This is a genomic window from Photobacterium nomapromontoriensis, assembly GCF_050336815.1.
Taxonomy (GTDB): domain Bacteria; phylum Pseudomonadota; class Gammaproteobacteria; order Enterobacterales; family Vibrionaceae; genus Photobacterium; species Photobacterium nomapromontoriensis.
Genome location: NZ_JAKJSL010000088.1, coordinates 1 through 2,910, shown reverse-complemented (window position 1 = coordinate 2,910; position 2,910 = coordinate 1). Strand labels below are relative to the sequence as shown.

3 protein-coding genes are annotated in these 2,910 nt (G+C 43.2%); all 3 read left to right on the top strand.

What is annotated here, in order from left to right; genetic code table 11:
* Positions 1–68 precede the first annotated feature (68 nt).
* The 3 genes from L4D12_RS25250 (at position 69) to L4D12_RS25240 (ending at position 2,636) form a co-directional block, all read left to right on the top strand.
* A protein-coding gene (locus tag L4D12_RS25250) for an IS3 family transposase (protein WP_428450569.1) occupies positions 69–1,603 on the top strand; the annotation gives its coding sequence in 2 pieces (ribosomal slippage) (positions 69–522 and positions 522–1,603; 1,536 coding nt in all).
* A 325-nt stretch (positions 1,604–1,928) separates the two neighbouring features.
* On the top strand, positions 1,929–2,231 hold the full coding sequence (locus L4D12_RS25245; protein WP_428450568.1) for a hypothetical protein: 303 nt from the start codon (positions 1,929–1,931) through the stop codon (positions 2,229–2,231).
* A 180-nt stretch (positions 2,232–2,411) separates the two neighbouring features.
* Entirely contained in the window at positions 2,412–2,636 is a 225-nt protein-coding gene (locus tag L4D12_RS25240; protein ID WP_428450567.1) for a hypothetical protein, read from the top strand.
* Positions 2,637–2,910: the final 274 nt, after the last annotated feature.

Genomic DNA, 2,910 nt, shown 5'->3' with positions numbered 1-2,910 from the left:
CCCCCTGTGTCAGGATAGTTGTCACTGTCAAAAATCAATCAATTTAGAGGGGCGGAAACAGAGGAAATATGTCTCGTTATTCACAAGAAAGAAAAGAAGCTATCTTGAGAAAGTTGTTACCACCGTTGTCTCGCTCTGTCGCTGAGATAGCAAAAGAAGAAGGCATCAGTGAGGCAACGCTGTATTATTGGCGAAAACAACTTCGACAATCAGGAGCCGTTGTGCCAGATAGTAATACGAGTTCAGAACAGTGGTCAGCGCAAACCAAGCTGGCGATTGTCRCAGAAACCTTCTCGATGACAGAACACGAGTTGAGTCAATACGGTCGAGAAAAAGGACTGTATCCCGCGCAAATACACCAATGGCGCAGTGAGTGCATGYAAGGCTTTAAGTCAACCAAAGAGAATGAGGCTGACGCAAAGAAGCAAGCAAAAGCGGATAAGATTGAGATTAAACAGTTAAAAGCAGAACTCCGTTACAAAGAGAAAGCGTTGGCTGAAACGGCTGCGTTACTGGTGCTAAGAAAAAAGCTGAGAGCCTTTTACGGGGAAGAGCCCGAGGACGATTAACCTCAACCGAGGAAAGGCAAAGTCTCATCACTCTCATTCAGGAAGCGAAGCAAAACGGCTGCCGRTTGGAGCTTGCTTGCCTTGAAGCTGAGGTGAGCTTAAGGACGTATCGCCGATGGTATCAAGATGAAACGATTAAAGAAGACCAAAGGCTGACAGCCTTAAGGCCTGAGCCAGCAAACAAGCTATCAGAAGAAGAAAGACAAGCAATCTTAACGGTGTGTAATCAACCTGAGTATGCGAATTTACCACCAACCCAGATAGTTCCGACACTACTGGATCACGGCGAGTATATTGCATCAGAAAGCACGTTTTACCGCGKACTCGCTGAAGCTGRCCAACTCYGCTCAAGGGGGCGTCAACGTAGCCGCCAGAAAGCAGCTAAACCAACAAGCTACACGGCAACAAAGTCGAACCAAGTATATACATGGGATATCACGTATCTTCCGTCAGGTGTGCGTGGTCAGTTTTATTATTTGTACCTGATCGAAGATATCTACAGCCGTAAAATCGTGGGTTATGAAGTACATGACCGTGAATGTGGCGAGCTCGCATCACAACTGTTACAACGTACGCTAATGCGAGAGCAGTGCTTTAATCAACTTCTGGTACTGCATTCTGATAATGGCAGTCCAATGAAATCATTGACGTTCAAAGCCAAAATGGAAGAGCTTGGCATTATCTCGTCCTATAGTCGGCCACGCGTGAGTGACGATAACCCTTATGTGGAATCGTTGTTCCGAACATTGAAATACGTACCGAGCTGGCCGAAAAATGGATTTAAAAGCCTTGAGTTAAGTCGAGCTTGGGTCGGTAATTTTGTTCATTGGTATAACACCGAACATAAGCATAGCCRCCTAAATTACATTACGCCGTCAGAACGACACAGTGGAAAAGATACAGAAATACTGAGCCGTCGAGAGAARGTGTTATCAGCACATCGAAGCAAGAAACCAGAACGTTGGTCAAAGAATATTAGGAACTGCCAGCCTATCGGGGCAGTACACTTAAATCCCGAAAGAGAAGCAGCTTAATAATCGACCAACTAGTGACAACTACCTTGAAAAACACCGCCATCAAGAATACTCCGCGTAGCAAGTATCAGAGAATTAAGGCGTTTTTTGTGAATACTAGGGCAGTGGTTTTGAATTGTTTGCTGTAGAATCTGAAAATCGCGCATCGTACCGTCCAATTGGTCTAATGTGTTTCTGGCGATATCCATTAGATCAAAGGTGTCGGTGCGCGTCTACCTCATTGTTTATCAAAAAATTATGAGGGGATTGTAAGATGCAGGCGTTAGCAATTAGGGAGAAATTGGAGTTGAGTGGTTATCAATCGAATTTAGAAAGTTAGCTGAACATGCTCAATGAGACTTGGGCTTCACTAATAAGTAACGGAGTCACCAACGAAACACAGTTAGTTCTAGAATTTAGCTACTTATGTCCAAATAAAGCATCAGCGATTCAACTAAACGATGCCCTCGAAAACTATGAGTCACTGATCAGAAGTGAGGGGTTTATTAACCGCTCATGGTTTGTTGAAGGATATTCTCACCCGACAACGGTAACCAAAGACATCCTTGCTCAATGGTTAGACTTTATGGTTACAAAAGGTTGGGAGTTTCAATGTACCTTTGATGGTTTTGGGGCTTCGTTTAGTTAAATTGCCATACAAACTGTTTAAGAGTGATTCGCAACGCGTGGCATTTTTACTATTCTGGCGATATCCATTAGATCAAAGGTGTCGGTGCGCGTCTACCTCATTGTTTATCAAAAAATTATGAGGGGATTCGTAAGATTGCGGCGTTAGGTGCTTTATCATTTTAAATTAGATGGTTCAAATATGAATATTGATAAAATCGAAGATGTTGTGTCTGAAAATCTCGGGGAAGGATACAAGATTGTTTATGAAAATGGTGAATTATCACCAGCGATTGAATGGGTAGATTGGGTGCAACTGTCCGACGATGAAAATGATGTTCAAGTAGAAGTTCATTTCGAAGATGATAGTGAAAAAGTTTTTAATAAAGGCCTGAAACTACGTCAAATCTGGCATGAAGACATCTAATGTGACTCCTTTATAAAAACCTCATAAACCTACTAAGCACCACTAGAAGCCTTGAAAGCGGTTTGTCGTAGATGGTGAGCCAGCACCTAACAAAGGCATCAAGGCGGGATCATTAGCCCTGTGCTGGCCAATATTTATCTGCATTACGCCCTAGATTTGTGGTTTGAAAAGAAAGTAAAGCCGAGGATGAAAGGCCGAGCGATGATGATCCGCTATGCAGATGATTTTGTCTGTGCGTTTCAATTTGCTCATGACGCCGAGCGCTTTTATAAGG